Source organism: Flavobacterium ajazii (assembly GCF_010614725.1).
In the GTDB taxonomy this organism is placed as follows: Bacteria; Bacteroidota; Bacteroidia; order Flavobacteriales; family Flavobacteriaceae; genus Flavobacterium; species Flavobacterium ajazii.
In genome coordinates this window covers 387494-409015 of the sequence record NZ_JAAEHL010000004.1, presented here as the reverse complement: position 1 = coordinate 409015, position 21522 = coordinate 387494, and the positions used below count along the sequence as shown (strand labels likewise).

Sequence of the window (21522 nt, the reverse complement as noted above, 5' to 3'; positions counted from 1 at the left end):
GGTTATAAAAAACACTAATTTTGCAACATCTAAATTCCGAAAATTATGTTAGGATTAAAATTAGCTACAGACCCTCGCTGGGTAAATATAGTTGAATCAAATATAGAAGAAATTTTGACCGATCATGCCTGGTGCGAACAAAAAGCAGCTTCAAACGCCATCAGCATCGTAACGTATAATTCTGAATTAGAAGAACTCGTAACCGAAATGCTTGTAATTGCCAGAGAAGAATTAGAACATTTTCAGATGGTTCACGAAGTAATAAAAAAACGTGGTCTTACTTTAGGCCGCGAAAGAAAAGATCATTATGTAAATGAACTTTTCAAATTCATGAAAAAAGACGGAAGCCGCAGAGACGCTCTTTGTGACCGCTTATTATTTTCTGCTATGATTGAAGCCAGAAGCTGTGAGCGCTTTAAAGTCCTTTCTGAAAACATCCAGGATCAGGAATTAGCAAAATTTTATCGTGACCTGATGATTTCTGAAGCCGGACATTATACTACTTTTTTAGGTTTCGCCAGAAAGTATCAGGATAATATTGATATTGACAAACGCTGGAAGGAATGGATTGAATACGAAGGTTCAATTATTACCAATTATGGCAAAAATGAAACTGTACACGGTTAAGCATCAAAATAATATATTTTCAAATATTCCCTAATCAAAAAAAAATATCATGTCCAAAAGTAAAACGAAATCCATTTTATTAAAAACTGCAAAATATCTTGGAATAACTTTCGTAGTTATTATAGGATTGCTTTTTTTGACCCCTGTTATTTTCGCTGATAAAATAAAGGAGCAGATTAAAAAAACCGCAAATGAAAAACTTAGTGCAGAATTAAATTATTCTGATGTTTCGCTTTCATTTTTCCATCATTTCCCTTCATTAACTTTAACACTGAATGATTTAAATCTAAATGGTTCTGCGCCCTATGCAAAGGAAAAGTTTATTACAGCAAAGGAAGTTTCTTTTGGAATTAATGTTGCTAGTTTAATATTCAGTAAAGCCGTAAAAATTGATCAGATTTATTTATCTGATTCATTTATTAACGTAAAAGTAAACACAAACGGAGAGGCAAATTACAATATCTATAAGTCTTCATCAAATCAGGAAAAGTCTAAAGACAGCACCGAAACTGCCTTAAAATTAGAACGAATTGAAATCATCAACAGTAAAATAATTTATGACGATAAATCGACAAAAGTTCATTTTAATGCTCTTGGCTTTAATTATCTTGGAAAAGGTGATTTGAATAAAGCTATTTTCGATTTACACTCAAAAGCTAAAATTGAAAAACTAAATATTGTTTATGACGACGAACCTTATTTAATGAATAAAAAAGTTGATGCAGACTTAATTACTAAAGTAAATGTAAATTCATTATCGTTTTTCTTTGAACAGAACAACCTAAAAATCAATCAGCTTTTAGTTGACTTTAAAGGTAAATTTGACTTCCTGAAAGATGGCTACAAAATGGATTTTGTTATAAAATCTGACAATAGTGACTTACAGGATGTCTTTACTGCTTTCCCGCCAAAATATATTACCTGGCTTTCTAAAACCGAATTAAAAGGAAACACTAATTTACTTTTTACTTTAAAAGGAGATTACATTGCTGCACAAAACATAGCCCCAGACCTGAATCTTGATGTAAAAATAGATAATGGATTTGTAAACTATGATAAAAGTGCTTTTCCAGTTTCAAACTTAAATTTAGACATCAAAACAAAAGTTCCTTCTTTGAATCCGGATCTTGTAATTGTTGATGCGAAAAATTTGTCTTTAAATATTAATCAGGATTATTTAAAATCTAAATTTTACGTAAAAGGTGTCAATACTCCTGAAATCAATGGTGATTTTAAAACGAAAATTGACCTTGGAAAACTAACTAAAGCTCTGGGAATTCCAGATATCGAACTAAAAGGAACTCTAACGGGCGATGTAAAAACCAACGGAAAATTTGATCAAAAAAACAGACTTTTCCCTACTACCAAAGGTTTCATTGATTTAAATAATGGATATGTAAAAACTAAATATTATCCCAACCCGATTACGAATATTATTGTAAAATCTAATATCAACAATCAAAAAGGAACTTTTGACGATTTAAAAGTAAAACTAAAACCTGCACAATTTACTTTTGAAGGAAAACCTGTTTTTGTATCAGCTGATTTGAGCAATTTTGATGATTTAAATTATGATGTAAAGGCCAAAGGCGAACTTGATGTTAACAAAATCTATAAAGTTTTCTCTCAAAAAGGACTTGATCTGGATGGTTTTATAAAAGCTGACCTGACCTTAAAAGGAAAACAAAGCGATGCTACAAAAGGCAATTACAGTAAACTTAATAATAAAGGAACACTTGAACTAAGAAACATCGGAATTGCATCTGAATATCTTCCTAAAAAATTTATTATTAAAGAAGGTATTTTTAAAATCAACCAGGATAAAATGTCATTTAATAACTTTCTTGCTGCTTACGGGCAATCAGATTTTAAAATGAATGGTTATTTGCAAAATGTTTTTAATTACGCAACTAATACAGGAATTCTAAAAGGTTCTTTTACTGTTTCTGCACGATATATCAATGTAGATGAATTCATGTCCAGTACAGAAACAAATACAACTCCAGCAAAAAATCCTGCTTCGCAATCAGAAACAAAACCGAGCACAACGCACCAGACCGGAGTTATCATAATTCCGGCGAATCTGAACCTGCAGCTAATGGCAAATGCACAAAAAGTATATTTTGATAAACTTAACCTGCAAAATGCAAAAGGAAATTTGAGCATGAAAAATGGTAAATTGACCATGAAAAATACAGGATTTAATTTAATTGGGTGTAATGTGAGCATGAATGGTAACTATCAGGCAACAACACCTCAAAAAGCAAATTTTGATTATGCGATTAAAGCTTCAGATTTTGATATTAAAAGAGCTTATAATGAAATTGAAGTGTTTAGAAAAATGGCCAGCGCTGCCGAAAAAGCGCAGGGAATTGTTTCTTTAGATTACAAACTAAAAGGACGCTTAAACGGGAATATGGAACCAGTTTATCCATCTTTAGCAGGTGGCGGAACACTTTCTGTGAAAGATGTAAAAGTAAGAGGATTAAAAATGTTTAATGCTGTAAGCAAAAAAACAAATTCCGAATCCATGAAAAACCCTGATGTTTCCAGAGTAGATATCAAAACTACAATCAAAAACAACATCATGACTGTTGAACGTTTTAAATTTAAATTTGCCGGATTCAGACCAAGAATCGAAGGAACTACAAGTCTGGACGGAAAACTGAATTTAAAAATGCGTTTAGGACTTCCTCCGTTGGGAATATTTGGAATTCCGCTGACTGTTACCGGAACACAGAACAACCCTAAAGTAAAAGTTGGCCGAAATACTGAAGATCTGGAAGAAACACAAGATGCTGAGTAAAATTCAATGACAATTGCAATGTCAAAATTCAATTTTTTTGGAAATTCCAAATTCCAATCATCAAAAAACCTTTGTCAAAGTTTAAAACTTAGACAAAGGTTTTTTCTTTTACAAAGCGTGATCCTTTATCGACATGTATGTTGTTTGTCATAAATGACAAACATCGAAGAAAACGGACACATCTTATTTAAATATTACTTACATGGTTTAAAACAAACTTTGCTGTTTTATTAAAAACAAAAAACCCGATCTTTTCAGATCGGGTTTTCTATAATAATTTATCTAATGATTATGCTTCGAATGGAAGGATAGATACATAAGATTTGTTATCTCTTTTCTTTTGGAACTTAACAACTCCATCAACTTTAGCATGTAAAGTGTGATCTTTACTGATGTAAACGTTTTCACCTGGATTGTGTTTTGAACCTCTTTGTCTAACGATGATGTTCCCAGCAATAGCAGCCTGTCCACCAAAAATCTTAACGCCTAGACGTTTTGATTCTGATTCTCTACCATTCTTCGAACTACCGACACCTTTCTTGTGAGCCATGACGTATGAGTTTAAATATTGTTATTATTCTTCTTTAGCTTCTTTTTTTGCTTTTGGAGCTGCTGCTTTTTTTGCTTTTGGAGCTGCTTCAGCCTCAGTAGCCGGAGCTTCTTCTGCTACAACTGCTTTTTTAGCTGCTGCTTTTTTAGTTCCTCCCGCTGCAGTAATACCTTCAATTACAATTTGAGTAAGATATTGTCTGTGACCATTTCTCTTTTTGTACCCTTTTCTTCTTTTCTTTTTGAAAACGATAACTTTATCACCTTTTAAGTGTTGTAACACTTTAGCTTCTACTGAAGCACCTTCTATAGCTGGGGCGCCTAAAGTTACATTTCCGTTATCGTCTAATAAAAGAACTTTGTCAAAAGAAACTTTTGAACCTTCTTCATTAGCCAAACGGTGAACATAAACCTTTAAGTCTTTGCTTACTTTAAATTGTTGCCCTGCTATCTCTACGATTGCATACATACCAAATTGATTTATTGATTTTTAAGGATGCAAATATACAATTAAAATTTTAGTATGCAATCCCTTGTTTCAAAAATATTTTTCCTGCTTTAATTCCTGTTTTTCAAGGCTTTCATTCTCTTTTAAAAGACCATTTCCAAGTAGAAGATTAGTAAAAATCTTCCAAAACGGCTACCCTTTTTTTAAATAATGACTAAAAAAACTTATTTTTGATGTAACATAATCAATCCTCGGATATCTAATTTAGTTAGATAATTATAAAATTATTAATCTTTATGAAAAACTCAATAATGATGTTAAGTGCTGCACTAATGCTCGGCGGAGTAGCTAATGCCCAAAAAGTAGCTTTCGAAGAATACAATTTAGACAACGGCATGCATGTCATTTTGCACAATGATCCTTCTGCACCTGTTGTTGTGACTTCTGTAATGTACCACGTAGGTTCAAAAGATGAGCGTCCTGATCGTACCGGTTTTGCACATTTCTTCGAACATTTATTATTTGAAGGAACCCAAAATATAAAACGAGGCGAATGGATGAAAATCGTTACTGCAAATGGCGGGGTAAACAATGCCAATACATCTGACGACAGAACCTATTATTATGAAGTTTTCCCTTCAAATAATTTAGAATTAGGCTTATGGATGGAATCAGAAAGATTAATGCATCCAATAATTAACAAAATAGGTGTCGAAACACAGAATGAAGTAGTTAAGGAAGAAAAAAGAATGCGTTATGACAATCAGCCTTACGGAAATATTTTGCCTGAGGTCAAAAAATACATGTTCAAAAATCACCCATACCGATGGACAACTATTGGTTCGATGAAAGATCTTGACGCTGCCACTCTGGAAGAATTTCAGGCTTTCAACAAAAAATTCTACACTCCTAACAATGCTGTTTTAGTCGTTGCCGGAGATTTTGACAAAACCAAAGCTAAAGAATGGATTCAGAAATATTTTGGACCAATTCCGAAAGGAGAAGTTTTAAAAAAACAAACTTATACGGAAGAACCAATTACAAAGACCATAACCGCAACTTACGAAGATCCTAACATCCAGATTCCGATGGTGGTTGCAACCTATAGAACGCCTTCGATGAAAACCAGAGATGCAAGGGTTCTGGACTTAATATCCTCTTATTTAAGTGACGGAAAAAGTTCTAAACTATATAAAAAAATAGTGGATGACAAAAAAATGGCCCTTCAAATTGGTGCGGTAGGTTTTAGCCAGGAAGATTACGGAATGTACATTTTATATGGTCTGCCAATGGGCAAATACACTACATCAGACATTTTAAAAGAAATGGACGAAGAAATTGTAAAAATCCAAACCGATTTAATTTCTGAGAAAGACTATCAAAAATTACAAAATAAATTCGATAATAATTTTGTGAATGCAAATGCAAGCGTTGAAGGAATTGCAGAAAATCTAGCCTCTTATTATTTGCTTTACGGAGACGTAAACCTTATTAATACCGAAATCGACATTTACCACTCTATTACCAGAGAAGAAATCAGAGAAGTCGCTAAAAAGTATTTAAATCCTAATCAGCGTTTAATTTTAGATTATGTCCCTTCAAAAAAAGTTCAAAACTAAGAATATCGAATCATGAAACAAATACATACAGTTTTAATCCTTTTATTCCTTACCGGAATTATGCAAGCACAAGACCGACCACAGCCAAAACCAGGAAAATCACCAGTTGTCAATATCAAAAAACCACAGACTTTTGTTTTAGCAAACGGTATGAAAGTTTTGGTAGTTGAAAACCATAAATTACCAAGGGTAAGTTTTAATCTTACGCTGGACAACGCTCCTTTTACCGAAGGAAACAAAAAAGGTGTCGACGAACTAACCAGCAGTTTAATTGGAAACGGAACCAAAAAAACTACAAAAGAAGCATTCAATGAAGAAATTGACTTCTACGGAGCAAACATCAATTTTACTTCTCAGGGAGCTTCTGCAAGTGCTCTTTCTAAATATTCCGGGCGTGTTTTAGAACTTTTGGCAGAAGGTGCTTTACAACCCAATTTCACACAGGACGAGTTTGACAAAGAAAAAGCAAAAATGCTGGAAGGCCTTAAAGCTGATGAAAAAAGCGTTCCTGCTATTGCCAATCGTATTGTAGATGTTTTAACTTTCGGAAAAAACCATCCTTCAGGCGAATTTGTTTCTGAACAAACACTTCAAAATGTTACTCTTGATGATGTTAAAGCGAATTACAATACTTATTTTGTTCCTGAAAACGCTTATTTAGTTATAGTTGGTGATATCAAATTTAAAGAAACAAAAACTGCTGTAGAGAAACTTTTCAGCGGATGGAAAAAACAGGCTGCGCCAAAAAGCACTTATCCAAATCCTGAAAATATTGCTAAACTTGAAATTGATTTCGTAGATGTTCCAAATGCAGTTCAGTCTGAAATCGCATTGGTAAATACAGTAAATTTAAAAATGAGCGACCCTGATTTTTTCCCTGCTGTAATTGCAAATCAAATTTTAGGAGGAGATTTCAACAGTTACCTGAATATGAATTTACGTGAAAAGCACGCATGGACGTACGGCGCAAGTTCAAATATCGGAAGTGGAAAATATGTAACTAAATTCAAAGCTTCATCTGCTGTTAGAAATGCGGTTACTGACAGCGCAGTAGTTCAGTTTATAAAAGAAATCAAAAGAATCAGAACTGAAAAAGTTTCTGAAGATGTACTGAAAAATGTAAAAGCAGGCTATATTGGACGTTTTGTAATGCAGGTTGAAAAACCTCAGTCGGTTGCGCGTTATGCTTTAAACATTGAAACAGAAAAACTTCCGGCTGATTTCTACGAAAAATACATTCAGACCATTAATAATGTTACAATTGACGATATTTATCGTGTTTCGAACAAGTATTTTCAAATCGACAACATGAGAATAGTAATTGTCGGAAAAGGCTCTGAAGTGCTCCCTGGCTTAGAAAAACTCGAAATTCCGATTTCTTATTTTGACAAGTACGGGAACACAATTGCGAAACCTGTTACTAAAAAAGAAGCACCTGCGGGAGTTACAGCAAAAGTTGTTTTTGATAATTACATTAAAGCAATTGGAGGAGAAAAAGCCGTTTCATCCGTAAAAACATTATTTATGAATGGAACCACAACAATTCCTCAAGCCCCTGCTCCTTTAACTTTTGTTTCAAAATTAGATTCGAAAGGAAAAATGATCGTTTCACTTTCTATGGGAAGCATGGCTTTGATGAAACAGGTTGTAAACGAAAAAGGCGCTTATATTGAACAGCAAGGACAACGCAAAAATTTAGAAGGTGCTGATTTAGCAGAAATGAAAGCCAATGCAGCTCCTTTTGAAGAATTACAACTAAGCAAAAGAACTGATTTAACGGTAAATGGAATTGAGCAAATAAACGGTAATGATGCTTACTCCATAAAAGACGGCAAAACAATTTACTTTTATGATGTAAAATCCGGTTTAAAAGTAGCCGAAACCAAAGTAAAAGAACAAAGCGGTCAATCAACTACACAAACAACATACTTTAATGATTATAAAGAAGTAAAAGGTGTAAAAGTTCCTTTTAACTTAATCCAAAACGCAGGTTTTGAATTAGATATTAAAATGTCTGATATCAAAATCAATGAGGGAGTTACTGAAAAAGATTTTCTTTAAGATTCTATTATTATAAAAACAGAAAGGCTGTCGTAACTGGCAGCCTTTCTGTTTTTATATAATTTGTGTTATTTTTATTTTATGTGTAATTATTTTATTTTTTTCGATTTTCAAACATACTCATATACAAAAACGTACTCATTTTTCTGGCACGTCTTTTTAATGTATCGGCATTTTCGCCTTCAAAATATTCATCAATGGTTTGAAACCAATGGTTTAACCAGATCCCGAATTCATTTGAAGTAATTTTGCCATCAAAATGAGCGTCAACTTCATTATGAACTGCAATTGGATTTCCGTTGTATTTTTTTACGCCAAATAAATTCATCTCCCAAAAATCAGTAAGCTTTTCGAGATGAGTGTCCCAATCAGAAATCATTTCGTTAAAATAAAAGCCGATTTCTTTATCGGCTCTTATTTTAGCATAGAACTGATGTACTAAGAGTGAAATGTCAGCTCTATTTTCTATTTGTTTTTTCACAGAAAAATGGTATTTAAAAGAATAAATAATACACTTAAGATTGAACTCAGAATTAAAAGGTTAAAAACAATTTTGTGTTTCATTTGAGCCAAAATAGAAGTGTTTACAAAAATACAAGCTAAAACAATAACAGCTAATTGAATCATTTGTAGAACTGAAGTTCCGTTAGCCAAAACATACATTGCAGCAGCACCGCCTAAACAGCTTTGGCCAATTACAGCCATTGCAGCTGATCCCATGTAATTTTTATTGAAAATGTCGAATGTTGTTTGATATAGTGTCATGATATTGAGTTTTTTATATCAACAAAGGTACATGCACAACACCGCTGTATTTTATGACTTAAATCATAAAACAAGAACTTTTTTATCGGTATACTTTTCGGTTTATAATCTTCAATTCGCCTTTTTTCTCCAGCGCTTTTATGGTTCTGATAACGGTTTCTACACGCAAACCAGTGAGATCTCCGATTTGCTGTCTGGTAAAATTGATGAGATAACCATTTTTATCTTTTTGAAAATTAAAATAGGCGATTCCGTGGTCAATTAATTTCAAAACCCTGTGCTCTGGTTCCTGAGTCGAAATTTCTGCTGCCATTACTGATTTATAATAAAGACGCTGTGCGAGGTTTTCTATTATTTTAATGCTGATTTTTGGGTTTTCTTCCAGCATTTTGATGAAGTTTACTTTTGGGAGAAGAAAAATTTCACTGTCTTCTACTGCAATCGCATTGGCAGGATATTTTTGATTCAGAAAGAGAGGTGGTTCTCCAAAAGATTGATTTTTATAAAATATCCCCTGAATAAACTCTCGCCCATCATCATTGTAATTGCTCATTTTTACTTCACCTGAAAGAATCTGATAATAATTTGAAGGAAAAATCCCTTCCTCAAAAATAATTTCATTTTTGTCGAATGACTTCTTTACGGCACCATATTTTTCTAATAATTCAGGAGTAATCATACGTTTCTTCTTCAGTTTTTAAAAGCAGTTATACAAATATAATTTATTCAAAATAGTTCTTCTGCTTTAAAAAACTTTTACTTTTACGCCCGTTATGCAGCAAAAAACATTAAATATACACCAACAGATTTTAGAGGCTAAAAGCAAAGGACAGAAATTGCTGGCGATACTTTTGGATCCGGATAAAATCGTGTTGGAAAATCTGGACAGGTTAATCCAAAAAATCAATCAGTCTCCTGCTACCCATATTTTTGTGGGAGGAAGTATCGTTCAGGCTACTATTTTAGAAGAATTAATTGCGCAGCTAAAACAAAAAACAAACTTGCCCGTTGTTATATTTCCGGGTGATCCATCGCAGATTTCACCACAGGCAGATGCAATTTTATTCCTTTCATTATTATCTGGGCGAAATCCGGATTATTTGATTGAATATCAGGTTCAGGCTGCGCCAATCCTTAAAAAAACCAATTTGGAAGTGATTTCAACAGGTTATATTCTGATCGAAAGCGGTAATGAAACCGCCGTTGCCCGTGTCAGCAAAACAAAACCGTTAAATCGAGAAAATTTAGATTTGGTTCTGGCTACGGCTCAGGCGGGAGAAATGTTAGGAAATAAATTAATGTATTTAGAAGCCGGAAGCGGTGCGAAGAATGCGGTTCCTTTGGAAATGATTCAGTTAATTGCACAAAATATCGAAATTCCAATAATTGTCGGAGGCGGAATTACAGATTTACAGGGAATTCAAAAAGCATACAAAGCCGGAGCTGATTTAGTAGTAATTGGAACGGCATTTGAAAACGACAGCCATTTTTTTGAACTTTAAAATAAACCAAAAGCACAACCAAAATGATTGATTTTTTTCTTGAAAGTTATAAAAATGCTCCTTTATGGCATATCGTTTTAGAATTCTTAGTTTTTGTGTGCGGAATATTGAGCGTCTGGTTTGCTAAAAAAGAGAATATCTGGGTTTATCCAACAGGGTTAATCGCTACTGTAATTTCAGTTTATCTTTTGTATATTGCTGGTTACATAGGAGATATGATTATCAATGGCTATTTTTCGGTTATGAGTATTTATGGCTGGTACGTTTGGGCGAAAGGCGGAACAGTTGAAGATAATTTACCGATTACAAGAACAAATTTAAACGAAAAAATAATAGGAATTTTATTGTTTATAGTTACTATTTTTGTAGTTTTCGGCATTTATAAATATTTCGATTATACTATTAATCCTGATAATTATGTTGACATGATTTCATCAGGAATATTCTTTGCTGGAATGTGGTACATGGCAAGGAAAAAAATCGAAAACTGGACACTCTGGATTATAGGTGATATTATTGTTGTACCGCTTTATGCGTATCGTGGTTTAGGAATGCTGTCACTTCAGTATTTAATTTTTACAATTTTAGCTATTTCAGCTTATATAGAATGGAGAAAAATCTTAGACAGCAAAAAACAAACATCATAAAAATTGCCTTATTTGGACCTGAAAGTACAGGGAAAACCACATTGGCAAAACAGCTTGCAGACTATTATGAAACGGATTGGGTTCCTGAGTTTGCACGTGATTATCTGCAGCAAAAATGGGAAGAAAAACAGCAGGTTTGTACCGAAGAAGACATGATGCCTATAGCGTATGGACAAGTCGCATTAGAAAATGAAAAACTGGATCATGCTCAAAATTATTTGTTTTGCGATACGAATTTAATGGTAACAAAGGCTTTTTCAGAAATGTATTATGGTGTTTGTAATCCACTTTTAAATGAAGCTGCCTTACTGCATGAATACGATTTATTTTTCCTTACAGACATTGATGTTCCATGGGAAAAAGATGATATTAGGGACAGTCCAAATAAAAGAGAGACTGTTTTTTCGGGCTTTAAACAAACTTTAATCGATAATAAAAAACCGTTTATTACGATTTCCGGTGATAAAGAAAGCCGTTTGGCAAAAGCTATTGCGATTATTGATAATCTGACAATTGCCAAAAAGAAAGGGTTTTCATCGGCTGATTTTGTTGAAATTTATAATCACGGAATTCCTTTCGAAAATATACTGAAACAGCTTAAAATCTTTAAAAAAGGAATTTCAAAATGTAATTTGATAAGTCCGGCGACCATTAACAATGGGATTTTAAGCCTTTCAGATGAAGATTTTAAAGAAAAAGCCGATTTCTTTGATAAGAATAAAGAGAATTTTAAGATATGTAAATTCATTCCCGCTTCTGGAGCAGCGACAAGGATGTTTAAATTTTTAATAGCTTTTTTTAATAGTTATGATATTGAAAAAGAAACTATTAACGCTTACATCAACAGAAAAAAAGACAATGACTTATCTATTTTTATTGTCGGAATGGATAAATTTCCTTTTTTTGAAGATGTGTATAAAAAGCTGAAAGAGGTTTATCCGGATTTTGATGCTTTACACAGGGACTATAAAAATTATTATTTTATAAAATTCTTACTGTCTTCAGATTATTTTGATTTTGCGAATAAACCAAAAGCAGTTTTGCCTTTTCATAAATATAAAACGCATATTGCAAATCCAATAGAAGAACACTTGAATGAATGCGTGCACTATGCCGCTACAAATAAAACTTCGAATTTGCATTTTACAGTTTCAGAAGCACATCAGAAGCTATTTGAAAAAGCGATAGCAGAGGTAAAAGAAAAAGTAGAATCTGAATCGGGAACACAGATAAATATTAGTTTTTCATACCAAAACAAGCAAACAGATTCGATTGCGGTTGATATTAAAGACAATGTTTTCAGAAGCCAGAGAGGATCGTTCATTTTCAGACCTGGCGGTCATGGAGCCTTAATTGAAAATTTAAATAACATTGATGCTGACATTATTTTTATAAAGAATATTGATAATGTGATTCAGAATAATATTGATAAAACTACTTTATATAAAAAAGCATTAGCTGGAATTTTAATTGAAGCCCAGCAAAAAGTTTTTGGTTATCTAAATGCTATCGAAAAGGAGCAAATTAAAGAACAGGACGTTGAGGAAATTGTTAAGTTTTTAATGCAAAAGCTTAATATAGAAATGACAGGTGACTTTAATAAATACACTTTCGAAAACAAAATAAGCAAAATAAAAGAACTTCTCGATAGACCAATCCGTGTTTGTGGAATGGTAAAAAATGAAGGAGAAGCCGGAGGAGGACCTTTTTGGATTAGGAACGATAAAGGTGATATTTCATTGCAAATTGTAGAAAGCTCACAAGTAGATTTAACCAGCAAAAAGCAAAACTCAATTTTAGAAGATTCGACACATTTTAATCCGGTTGATTTGGTTTGCGGGACTAAAAATTATAAAGGAGAAAAATTCGACCTGCCAGAATTCGTAGATCATAATACAGGATTTATCGTAGAGAAAAGTGCTGAAGGAAAAGTTGTGAAAAACTACGAATTACCGGGATTATGGAATGGCGGAATGTCAAATTGGCTTACCATTTTTGTTGCGGTTCCGTTAATAACATTTAATCCGGTAAAAACAGTAAACGATTTATTAAAACCGGCTCATCAGCCACAATAATGGATGTTGAAAAAATCATATCAGAATTAAATTTCAAAGCCATACGAAGCAGTGGGGCAGGAGGGCAAAATGTAAACAAAGTGTCTTCGAAAGTTGTGCTTACTTTTGATTTGAATGTTTCTCAGGGATTATCTGACGATGAAAAAATGCTTTTAAAAGAAAATATATTAGCAAGATTAACTTCTGAAAATATTCTAATCTTAAATTGCGACGAAGACCGAAGTCAGCTTAAAAACAAAGAAATCGTTACGAAACGTTTTTTGGAAATCATCAAAAAAGGATTGTATATTCCGAAGGTTCGAAAGGCAACTAAAATTCCAAAAGCTGTAATTAAAAAGAGAATCAAGGATAAGAAGAATATTTCTGAATTGAAACAATCTCGTAGGAAACCCAACTTAGAATAAATTTCAATTTTTTAAATTGCTTCGCAAGTTCGCTATCACTCGGGTCCAAATTCCAAAGCACCAAGAAATGTTGTTTTAGAATTTGGAATTTCTTTTTTGGAGTTTTAATTATTTTAACATTACCTTTGCACTGTCTCAAAGGGGTGCTCTAAATAACGAGCTGAGATCATACCCAAAGAACCTGAGCGAGTAATGTTGCTAAGGGAAAAACGACAAACATTTCAGTGTAAACTATATTTTGTCGGGAAACACATTTATTAATTTAACCAAAAGAATAATTCCCCCTTTTATTCGTAATTCTTACGGATGAAAACCATTTTCAAAGGTACTAAGGTACTAAGTTACAAAGGTTCTAAGAGGAACCAAAAGTCTATTTTTTTCACTCTTTTTTCTATTTTCTTTACTCTATATTCTTTTTCGCAAGAACAGGATTCAACCAAAGTTAATCAATTGGATAACGTATTGGTTTCTGCAGTTCGTGTTACAACAAAAACACCGGTAAGTTTTAGTAATATGGATAAAAAAGAAATCAAATACAGGAATTTAGGTCAGGATATTCCAATTTTAATGAACTATCTGCCATCAGTAGTAACCACTTCTGATGCAGGAAACGGAATGGGATACACAGGAATACGTGTACGTGGAAGCGATGCAACAAGGGTAAATGTTACTATAAACGGAATTCCGTATAACGATGCAGAAAGTCAGGGAACTTTTTGGGTAAATATGCCTGATTTTGCTTCTTCGGTAGAAAGTCTGCAGTTACAGCGTGGTGTCGGAACATCAACCAACGGTTCTGGTGCTTTTGGTGCCAGTTTGAATATGTTGACAGATAATTATGCCACAAAAGCAAGTGGTGAAATTTCAAGTTCTTATGGGAGTTTCAATTCGAATAAAAATACTGTAAAATTCAGTACAGGTTTACTAAATGATCATTTTGAACTTGCAGGACGTTTGTCTACAATTAAATCTGATGGTTATGTTGACAGAGCAAGTTCTGACCTAAAATCGTATTTTTTACAGGGAACGTATGTTGGCAGAACGACTTTGATTAAAGCATTGGTTTTTGGGGGAACTCAAAAAACATATCAGTCCTGGAACGGAATCGATGCTGAAACTTTAAATAAAGACAGAAGATATAATTCTGCAGGAGCATATACAGATGAAGCCGGAAATGATCGTTTTTATGATAATGAAACCGATAATTACAATCAGGACCATTATCAGCTGCACTGGAGTGAATCATTCTCTGATAAATGGAGTACTAATTTAGCTTTCCATTATACAAAAGGAAAAGGTTATTATGAAAACTACAAAGAAGACGCCGACATGGCCGATTATGGTTTGAATGATGTTGGTGCGATAACAACAACTGATTTGGTACGTCAAAAATGGCTGGATAATGACTTTTACGGAACGACTTTTTCTGTAAAATATAAAGAAGAAAAGCTGGATGTCATGCTTGGTGGAGGCTGGAATAAGTACGAGGGTGATCATTTCGGAAAAGTAATCTGGGCGAGATATGCATCACAATCAGAACTGGGCGATCACTATTATGATGATTTTTCGACAAAAACTGATGGGAATATTTTTGCAAAAGCTAATTATCAAATATTTGATAAATTAAGTTTTTATGGCGATCTGCAATACCGAAATGTAAGATATAAAGCCAATAGTTGGGAAACCGGTCTGGTAGACGATACTTTTAATTTCTTTAATCCAAAAGCGGGTTTAAATTTTGAAATCGATCAAAAAAATACACTTTATTTTTCATATGCCCGTGCGAATCGAGAGCCAAACAGAACTGATTATGAAGGAGGAAATGTAAAACCTGAAAAATTAAATGATTTTGAATTAGGCTGGAGATTCAATTCAGAGAAATTTCAACTGACTACTAACTTATATTATATGGGTTATAAAGATCAATTGATTTTAACGGGAACGTTAGACGATGTTGGAAACCCAATTCGTTCAAATACAGATAAAAGTTATCGTTTAGGTTTTGAAGCCGATGCAACAATTAAACTTTCAGATAAATTTATTCTTAGACCAAACTTTACCTTAAGCAGTAATAAAAATGTTGATTTAGATGTTGAAGATCAGAACTATGGTACAACAGATATTGCTTATTCGCCTTCTGTTATTGCAGGAAATATAATTGTTTACAGTCCGATTCAGGATTTGCATATTTCGTTATTGCAGAAATATGTAGGGGAACAATATATGAATAATATTGAATTACCATCTGCAAAACTGGCTGATTATTTTGTAAATGATTTGAATGTTTCTTTTGAAATTAAACCAAAATCTATTTTTAAATCAATTATGATTACCGGTTTGGTAAATAATATTTTAGATAAAAAGTATGTTTCAAACGGATACATGTGGGATATCTATCCTTATTATTATCCACAGGCAGGAATTAATTTCTTAGCCGGACTGACATTGAAATTCTAAAAATATATCAAAAAAACAAACGCCTGAAAATTTAGACTTTCAGGCGTTTGTTTTTAGTTATAAACGTGAATGACAGACCCGCTTACTTCAACACGGTATTGTTTCAGAGGATATTCTTTTCCTCCTAATCCTGAGAATAAGCTATATTCAGCATCATCACAAGAACAAACTGCATTAATACCCTCTATAGTCATAGCAGTACAAGAAGTTAAAGCCTGATTGGGGCATGCGGCATCAAACGCATTATAACCGTTTCCGGCATTGAAAATAATGACACCTTTTGCGCCATAACCAGAAATAATAACTCCATTACTGACATATTTTAGATTAGAGTAAGCCGGAAGATTCATATCTATGGTAAAATTCACAGTATAATTGGGAATATAAGGGTTTTTGTTGTTTATCTCATTATCGCTGCACGAAAAAAGTACCGAAATGAAAAGGATTAAAAGCCAGATTTTTTTCATTGTTTCAAGGGAAATTAGTAAGACAAAAATAATTTATTTGCATTTCAATTTTATATGATTAACATATAATTATGTACTATTAAAAATAATACTATATTTGTAATAAGAAAAATCCCGTCCCGATGGGATTTTTTGTATTTATATAAACGATGAAGTTATGAGTAAAGTATCTTATTACACCGCAGACGGTTTAAAAAAATTAAAAGATGAGTTGGAGCATTTAAAAAGTGTAATGCGTCCGAAAGCATCTCAAGATATAGCAGAAGCAAGAGATAAAGGCGATTTGTCAGAGAACGCCGAATATGATGCTGCAAAAGAAGCGCAGGGTTTATTAGAAATGAGAATTGCGAAACTTGAAGAGGTTTATGCAAATGCAAGATTAATTGATGAATCTCAATTGGATGTTTCTAAAGTTTTGGTTCTTTCGAATGTGAAAATCAAAAATCAAAGCAACGGAATGGAAATGAAATATACGCTTGTTGCTGAAAGTGAAGCAGATTTAAAAACAGGAAAAATCTCGGTAACATCTCCTATCGGAAAAGGTCTTCTTGGGAAATCTGTTGGCGAAGTAGCTGAAATTACAGTACCAAACGGTGTTTTGAAATTTGAAATCCTTGAAATTACAAGAGAATAATTTTGGTAGTTAAATCGGTTAAATATCTAACCAGTTAAACAGATAAACAATGAGTTCAATATTTACTAAAATAATAAACGGAGATATTCCTGCCTATAAAATTGCTGAAGATGACAATTTTTTAGCTTTTTTAGACATAAATCCAAATGCCAAAGGACACACACTTTGCATTCCGAAACAGGAAACCGATAAAATTTTTGATCTAGATGATGAACTTTATTTAGGTTTAATGAAATTTTCTAAAAAGATTGCAATTGCTTTAGAGAAAACTGTTCCATGCAAAAGAGTGGGGATAGCAGTTGTGGGTTTAGAAGTCCCTCATGCACACGTACATCTGATTCCGTTAAATGAAATGGATGAAATGCGATTTCTTAATAAGGTATCGCTTTCTAAAGATGAGTTTGAAACTTTGGCGAAAAATATTCAGGCAAATCTTTAAGATTTAAAAATTAAAATAAAAAATCGTTTAAGAATTTATTTTCTTAAACGATTTTTTTATGCTTTGAAATAGGATTTGCATTTTTTTTAAATTTACGAGTGTTTTTTTGTTGTAAAAATCTTAATAATTTAAAATTTTAATCACTTATATTTGTCGTTGTCTATTAATATATTGTTTATAACCGTATGAGATTTTTATTATTCCTTAGTTGCTTTTGTGTGTTTTTTGGAATGGCGCAAAAAAAACAAAAAAATAATCAGAAAAACTATGACTTGCTTGATGCCAAAATGGATCAAATGCCCATAGAGTTGAACCAGTCAATTGATAGTATTGGGAGTTATATAAATAAAAATTTTGCAACAGAGTCAGAAAAGATAAGGGCAGTTTTTTACTGGACAGCTAAAACAATTAGTTATGATGTTGAAAACATGTTTGAGGTTAAGTTTGACGAAAGTCTTAGCGATAGAATTGAGAGAACATTTATCACCCGAAAAGGGGTTTGTTTTGATTACTCCAATATATTTAATGTATTAGCTGTAAAAGCGGGAATTAAATGTTTTGTGATAGCGGGTTATACAAAGTCAAACCGAATAAATATAGACAATTTGCCCCATTCCTGGAATGCTGCTAGAATTGATAATAAATGGTATTTATTTGATTCTACCTGGGGTTCAGGTTATTTTGTAAATCAGGTTTTTATAAGAAAGATTAATAATAATTGGTTTAAGATTGACCCGGAATTAATGATTATGTCGCACATGCCATTTGATTATTTATGGCAATTTCTCAACAATCCTATAAATAATCAGGAATTTATGGAGGGAGTTTATTCAGGTGAACAGAAACCAATGTTTGATTTTGAAAAAGAAATAGTCCGATACGAAAGTATACCCAAGGTTCAGCAACTTTTTGAGGTATCTCAGCGCATTGAAAAAGGAGGTTTGAAAAACCAGCATATTTCTCAGGCTTTTATACATGCAAAAACAGCCTGGAAAAACGAAGAACAAAAAGAGAAAGGAAGAAAATTTAATGAAATTGTAACTAATAGTAATGAAGCTGTTAAACAGTTAAATGAATTTCTTAGATATAAAAACAGAAAATTTCAGCCAAAACTTTCTGATGATGAAATTAAGAAAAAAATTCAGGCTCCCAGAGATCTATTAGCTCAGTGCAATGAGGCTCTGTCTGAGTTTGACAATGAGGAAAACAGTTCTAATAAAGAAAATATCGAAAATCTTAAAAAATCAATTTCTAATGTTTTGGAAAATGCAGATGAAAACGTACAATTTGTAAATGCATATTTGGCTAAGCCAGAACTGGCAAGAAAAGAAATGTTTAATAAACCATTTGTCAGGAAGCCCAATACGGTCAAATAATTTTGTTGAATTTGAGCTGAAACGTAGTTCCTTTGCCTATTTCAGAATGCAAAACTCTGATTCTACCGCTGTGATATTCTTCTACAATTCTTTTGGTTAAAGAAAGTCCAAGACCCCAGCCGCGTTTTTTGGTGGTAAAACCGGGTTCAAAAATAGTTTTGAACTGGTTTTTCGGAATCCCGGTACCGGAATCTTTCACATTTATTTTTACATGATGAGCATCCTGCTCTATTTGGAGCTCTAAAGTTCCTTTTCCTCTCATGGCATCAATAGCATTTTTGACTAGATTTTCAATGGTCCAGCTGTGTAACGTTGGATTAAATAATGCTATAACAGGTTCTTTTGAACCTGAATAACTAAAAGTTACCTGTTTAGAAAAACGAGATTGCAAATAATCGTATGTTTTTAAGGTTTCAGCAACAATATCATGTTCTTCCAAAACAGGGACAGAACCAATTTTAGAAAAACGGTCTGTAATTGTCTGTAGACGCTCTACATCTTTTTCGATTTCTGTTGTGATTGTCTGATCAATATCTTCTGTTTTTAATATTTCGATCCAGCCAATTAAGGAAGAAAGAGGTGTGCCGATCTGATGTGCTGTTTCTTTTGCCATTCCAGCCCAAAGTTTGTTTTGGGTAGCCATTTTGGTGCTCTTGTAAAAATTGTAAATCAAAGCACCAAACAAAAAAATAATCAGTAATAAAGCAATTGGATAATATTTCAGTTTGTTTAGCAGAGCCGAATTCCCATAATATATCCGATGATATTTTCCGGGTGCATATTCAATTATAATAGGGTCATTTTCACTTTTCAGATTGTTCAAAAAAGCCATTGATTCTTTTTTGTCATTCATTATATGTTCAGGGACATTTTTGGTGCTGATAATCTTATCATACATTACCAGCATTACCGGAACTGTAGTGTTGTTGTTTGTGATTTCGAGAGGCAGGTCCAGATCAGTGTTTTCATCAGCATTAACCAACGCTTTTTGAGCACTGGCCCAAAGGTTCATTTTCAGTCGTTCTTCATTTTTAAATATTTGAAAAAAAGTATAGGTATTCCAGAGTATCAGAGAAATAATTAAAAAGGATATAAAAATGATAATCCAGCGGGTTGTATTTCTTCTTTCGGAAAAAAACATAAGTTAAATTTTTGAGGTATAAATATAACGAAATATACACATTTAATATTTTGCGGGTGTTCAAAGATTTTTGTTTTTAAGCGAGAAACTATTTCTTTGACTTAAACCATTTCTATACTTTTGTATTTGCTGAAATAATAAAGGTTTAAAAAGAAAAAATATGATTAGCATTAATCCAAAAGAGATACCAACAGCAAAATTACAAGGCTATCTGCAAAGCGCTGTTGGCCCAAGACCAATTGCTTTTGCCAGCACAATTAGTGCAAAAGGAATTCCTAATTTATCGCCTTTTAGTTTCTTTAATGTGTTTAGTGCCAATCCACCAATTTTGATTTTTTCTCCTGCGAGGCGTGTACGTGACAATACGGTAAAACATACCTTAATCAATGCCGAAGCTACCCGTGAAGTCGTAATTAATGTGGTAAATTATGATTTGGTACAGCAGACTTCACTGGCAAGTACAGAATATGGAGATGGTGTAAACGAATTTATAAAAGCAGGATTAACTCAAGTACCATCAGACTTAGTAAAACCATATCGTGTTAAAGAATCTCCAGTGCAATTTGAATGTAAAGTTACTCAGATTATTCCATTGGGAACAGAAGGAGGAGCGGGAAATCTGATTCTCTGCGAAGTGGTAAAAATTCATATTCACGAGTCAGTTTTAGATGAAAACGGAGCAATAGACCAGCATAAAATTGATTTGGTTTCGAGATTAGGGAGTAACTGGTATTCAAGATCGAATCAGGGGCTTTTTGAAGTAGAAAAACCATTGACAACTTTAGGGGTCGGAGTAGATGCTATTCCGAATTTTATCAAGGAAAGCTCTGTTTTTAATGGTAATGATTTAGGAAAATTAGGTAATATAGAAGCCTTGCCTACAACAGAAGAAGTTAGTATATTTGTGAAAGAAAATTTTTCTGTAAAAGGAGTTTTAAGCTCTGATGATCAGCAAAAAATACATTTGGAAGCCAAAAAATACCTTGATAAAGGGAATATTTCATCAGCATGGAAAGTGCTTTTGGCAAAGAAATAAGAAAAGAAACAATAATTAATATAGACAGAAGATGGAAGTTACAGGAAAAGTAAAAGTGGTTAATCCGGAGCAGCAAGTTAGTGCCTCATTCAAAAAAAGAGAATTAGTTGTTACTACAGAAGAGCAGTATCCACAACATATTTTAATCGAATTTACACAAGATAAATGCGATTTATTAAGTAGCTACAAACAAGGTGAGGCTGTAAAAGTTTCTATCAATTTAAGAGGAAGAGAATGGGTTAATCCACAAGGAGAAACCAGATATTTCAATAGTATTCAGGGATGGAGAATCGAAAGACTAGCTCCTGAAGGGCCAGCGCAGACGCCACCAGTACCTGCTGCAGAAGCTTTTGCACCTGCTACAAATTTAAACGAAGACGAACCGGACGATTTGCCATTCTAAAAGTTTAAATTACAAAAAATTAAAATTCCAAATTCCAATTTCATCAATATATTGGAATTTGGAATT

The 21522-nt window shown here is 33.1% G+C and carries 21 protein-coding genes; 14 read left to right on the top strand and 7 right to left on the bottom strand.

All coding sequences use genetic code 11. From position 1 onward, the window contains the following. Window positions 1-45 precede the first annotated feature (45 nt). Window positions 46-627, top strand: a complete 582-nt coding sequence (miaE, locus tag GWR14_RS09705; protein ID WP_163408829.1) for a tRNA-(ms[2]io[6]A)-hydroxylase — start codon at window positions 46-48, stop codon at window positions 625-627. 49 nt (window positions 628-676) lie between these two features. Next, on the top strand, window positions 677-3433 hold the full coding sequence (locus GWR14_RS09700; RefSeq protein WP_163408828.1) for an AsmA family protein: 2757 nt from the start codon (window positions 677-679) through the stop codon (window positions 3431-3433). A 289-nt stretch (window positions 3434-3722) separates the two neighbouring features. Here the strand turns inward: GWR14_RS09700 and rpmA are convergent, their stop codons facing one another. Next, entirely contained in the window at window positions 3723-3983 is a 261-nt protein-coding gene (gene rpmA / locus GWR14_RS09695) for a 50S ribosomal protein L27 (RefSeq protein ID WP_025539465.1), read from the bottom strand. A 24-nt stretch (window positions 3984-4007) separates the two neighbouring features. Then, the gene (gene rplU, locus GWR14_RS09690) at window positions 4008-4451 is read right to left on the bottom strand and encodes a 50S ribosomal protein L21 (protein ID WP_078227187.1); all 444 of its coding nucleotides are present in this window, start codon (window positions 4449-4451) and stop codon (window positions 4008-4010) included. 275 nt (window positions 4452-4726) lie between these two features. On the opposite strand from rplU, the gene GWR14_RS09685 reads away from it, so the two are divergent. Beyond that, window positions 4727-6049: a M16 family metallopeptidase gene (locus GWR14_RS09685; protein ID WP_163408827.1), complete on the top strand. Its 1323-nt coding sequence runs from the start codon at window positions 4727-4729 to the stop codon at window positions 6047-6049. 12 nt (window positions 6050-6061) lie between these two features. Next, a complete protein-coding gene (locus GWR14_RS09680) occupies window positions 6062-8110 on the top strand; it encodes an insulinase family protein (protein WP_187356528.1) in 2049 nt (682 codons plus the stop codon). A gap of 94 nt (window positions 8111-8204) precedes the next feature. Here the strand turns inward: GWR14_RS09680 and GWR14_RS09675 are convergent, their stop codons facing one another. The 3 genes from GWR14_RS09675 to GWR14_RS09665 all read right to left on the bottom strand — a co-directional run bounded on the left by GWR14_RS09675 (window position 8205) and on the right by GWR14_RS09665 (window position 9554). Further along, window positions 8205-8591, bottom strand: a complete 387-nt coding sequence (locus GWR14_RS09675) for a group III truncated hemoglobin (protein WP_163408826.1) — start codon at window positions 8589-8591, stop codon at window positions 8205-8207. Further along, the gene (locus tag GWR14_RS09670) at window positions 8588-8875 is read right to left on the bottom strand and encodes a hypothetical protein (RefSeq protein WP_163408825.1); all 288 of its coding nucleotides are present in this window, start codon (window positions 8873-8875) and stop codon (window positions 8588-8590) included. Before GWR14_RS09670 ends, GWR14_RS09675 begins: the two co-directional genes overlap by 4 nt. An 82-nt stretch (window positions 8876-8957) precedes the next feature. Then, window positions 8958-9554, bottom strand: a complete 597-nt coding sequence (locus tag GWR14_RS09665) for a Crp/Fnr family transcriptional regulator (RefSeq protein ID WP_163408824.1) — start codon at window positions 9552-9554, stop codon at window positions 8958-8960. Between the two features lie 94 nt (window positions 9555-9648). Between GWR14_RS09665 and GWR14_RS09660 the strand changes: the two genes are divergently transcribed. The 5 genes from GWR14_RS09660 (at window position 9649) to GWR14_RS09640 (ending at window position 15960) form a co-directional block, all read left to right on the top strand. Continuing rightward, window positions 9649-10377, top strand: a complete 729-nt coding sequence (locus GWR14_RS09660; RefSeq protein ID WP_163408823.1) for a geranylgeranylglyceryl/heptaprenylglyceryl phosphate synthase — start codon at window positions 9649-9651, stop codon at window positions 10375-10377. Between the two features lie 23 nt (window positions 10378-10400). Beyond that, window positions 10401-11024: a nicotinamide riboside transporter PnuC gene (gene pnuC / locus GWR14_RS09655; protein WP_163408822.1), complete on the top strand. Its 624-nt coding sequence runs from the start codon at window positions 10401-10403 to the stop codon at window positions 11022-11024. Continuing rightward, complete coding sequence (locus tag GWR14_RS09650; RefSeq protein ID WP_163408821.1) at window positions 10985-13099, top strand: DUF4301 family protein; 2115 nt, start codon at window positions 10985-10987, stop codon at window positions 13097-13099. Before pnuC ends, GWR14_RS09650 begins: the two co-directional genes overlap by 40 nt. Continuing rightward, complete coding sequence (arfB, locus tag GWR14_RS09645) at window positions 13099-13503, top strand: alternative ribosome rescue aminoacyl-tRNA hydrolase ArfB (protein ID WP_163408820.1); 405 nt, start codon at window positions 13099-13101, stop codon at window positions 13501-13503. Before GWR14_RS09650 ends, arfB begins: the two co-directional genes overlap by 1 nt. Before the next feature lie 306 nt (window positions 13504-13809). Beyond that, a complete protein-coding gene (locus tag GWR14_RS09640; RefSeq protein ID WP_163408819.1) occupies window positions 13810-15960 on the top strand; it encodes a TonB-dependent receptor in 2151 nt (716 codons plus the stop codon). Window positions 15961-16013: 53 nt separating this feature from the next. Here the strand turns inward: GWR14_RS09640 and GWR14_RS09635 are convergent, their stop codons facing one another. Beyond that, the gene (locus GWR14_RS09635) at window positions 16014-16427 is read right to left on the bottom strand and encodes a Rieske (2Fe-2S) protein (protein ID WP_163408818.1); all 414 of its coding nucleotides are present in this window, start codon (window positions 16425-16427) and stop codon (window positions 16014-16016) included. 157 nt (window positions 16428-16584) lie between these two features. On the opposite strand from GWR14_RS09635, the gene greA reads away from it, so the two are divergent. From greA to GWR14_RS09620, 3 genes are all read left to right on the top strand, one after another. Then, window positions 16585-17061 (top strand): transcription elongation factor GreA, encoded by a 477-nt coding sequence (gene greA, locus GWR14_RS09630; RefSeq protein WP_163408817.1) that lies wholly within the window; start codon window positions 16585-16587, stop codon window positions 17059-17061. Between the two features lie 49 nt (window positions 17062-17110). Next, window positions 17111-17500 carry an HIT family protein gene (locus GWR14_RS09625; RefSeq protein ID WP_163408816.1) on the top strand — a complete coding sequence of 130 codons (390 nt, stop codon included), beginning with the start codon at window positions 17111-17113 and terminating at the stop codon, window positions 17498-17500. A 230-nt stretch (window positions 17501-17730) separates the two neighbouring features. Then, window positions 17731-18876: a transglutaminase domain-containing protein gene (locus GWR14_RS09620; RefSeq protein WP_163408815.1), complete on the top strand. Its 1146-nt coding sequence runs from the start codon at window positions 17731-17733 to the stop codon at window positions 18874-18876. Here the strand turns inward: GWR14_RS09620 and GWR14_RS09615 are convergent. Next, window positions 18869-20017: a sensor histidine kinase gene (locus GWR14_RS09615; protein ID WP_163408814.1), complete on the bottom strand. Its 1149-nt coding sequence runs from the start codon at window positions 20015-20017 to the stop codon at window positions 18869-18871. The genes GWR14_RS09620 and GWR14_RS09615 overlap by 8 nt on opposite strands. A gap of 160 nt (window positions 20018-20177) precedes the next feature. Between GWR14_RS09615 and GWR14_RS09610 the strand changes: the two genes are divergently transcribed. After that, window positions 20178-21053: a flavin reductase family protein gene (locus GWR14_RS09610; protein ID WP_163408813.1), complete on the top strand. Its 876-nt coding sequence runs from the start codon at window positions 20178-20180 to the stop codon at window positions 21051-21053. A gap of 31 nt (window positions 21054-21084) precedes the next feature. Next, the gene (locus tag GWR14_RS09605; protein ID WP_163408812.1) at window positions 21085-21456 is read left to right on the top strand and encodes a DUF3127 domain-containing protein; all 372 of its coding nucleotides are present in this window, start codon (window positions 21085-21087) and stop codon (window positions 21454-21456) included. Window positions 21457-21522 lie beyond the last annotated feature (66 nt).